Source organism: Pelagicoccus mobilis (assembly GCF_016595505.1).
GTDB classification, from domain to species: Bacteria; Verrucomicrobiota; Verrucomicrobiia; order Opitutales; family Opitutaceae; genus Pelagicoccus; species Pelagicoccus mobilis.
This window is the reverse complement of the sequence record NZ_JAENIL010000146.1, coordinates 1-800: the sequence shown is the minus strand read 5'-3', so window position 1 is coordinate 800 and position 800 is coordinate 1. Positions and strand designations below refer to the sequence as shown.

Genomic DNA, 800 nt, shown 5'->3' with positions numbered 1-800 from the left:
AGGATCATATTCCGGGTTTGCTCTGAAGGTTGAGGTTAGAACAAGAGTGAACGCTATGATTATACTGATATGTACCTTCTTCATCTTTCTTCCAACGTCAAATCCACACGATGGCGGCTTCGGTTGAGATTCCAAGTCTGTTGAGGTTAGCATTCATGAGGTCGTTACTAAAGAGGCGAGCGTTTGCCGCCATTGTGTGCGATGCCTGGTTCGAATAAATTTTTCTTACAATGTGTGAAAGTATATTCCAACTACAGATGTCGATAGTACCCCAGTGACCACTGCTGCCACTCCAAATCTGATATTTTTCTTTCTCTTCATTTTAAATCTTCTCCAAAACCCAGTTGGCTTATTGCTCGTAAGGTCCAAGAGGGAAATGATCTCTGATATCCCCACCAATGTGATCAGGAACTTGCTCGTTCCATCAAGCAAAGCGCTCGCTACTCTGAGTACCATAAGGCGAAAAGCCATTACATCAGCTGGGATGCCCTTAACATCTGTCATGTGGTAAACGATCATTGCTGATTCCTCAGCGAAAACCTGTACGGCAACGGCAGATGCGACAGAAGAGAGAACAATCCAAATCGGGAAAGAGACTTGATAGTTCCGTATAAGCCAAATCGCGAAAGACAAGATGAAGCCAGCAATGGCAAGGCCAAGTGTAACTATCAGAATTCCAAAAACGGTGGTCATTTATTCTTCTTCGAACGCTAAGGTGTCACGATGGAGGCGGCGGAGCTGCCGGAATTGTGACCACCGTCTGGTTGGAACTCATTTATTAACTCGTTTTCGATGAAGTT

1 protein-coding gene is annotated in these 800 nt (G+C 44.6%); it reads right to left on the bottom strand.

All coding sequences use genetic code 11. The features are described from left to right. Positions 1-225: 225 nt before the first annotated feature. Positions 226-693, bottom strand: a complete 468-nt coding sequence (locus JIN87_RS27975) for a hypothetical protein (protein WP_200360050.1) — start codon at positions 691-693, stop codon at positions 226-228. Positions 694-800 lie beyond the last annotated feature (107 nt).

Excerpts from the sequence above, each read along its gene's own strand:
- JIN87_RS27975 (WP_200360050.1), bottom strand. The coding sequence starts at position 693 with ATGACCACCGTTTTTGGAATTCTGATAGTTACACTTGGCCTTGCCATT.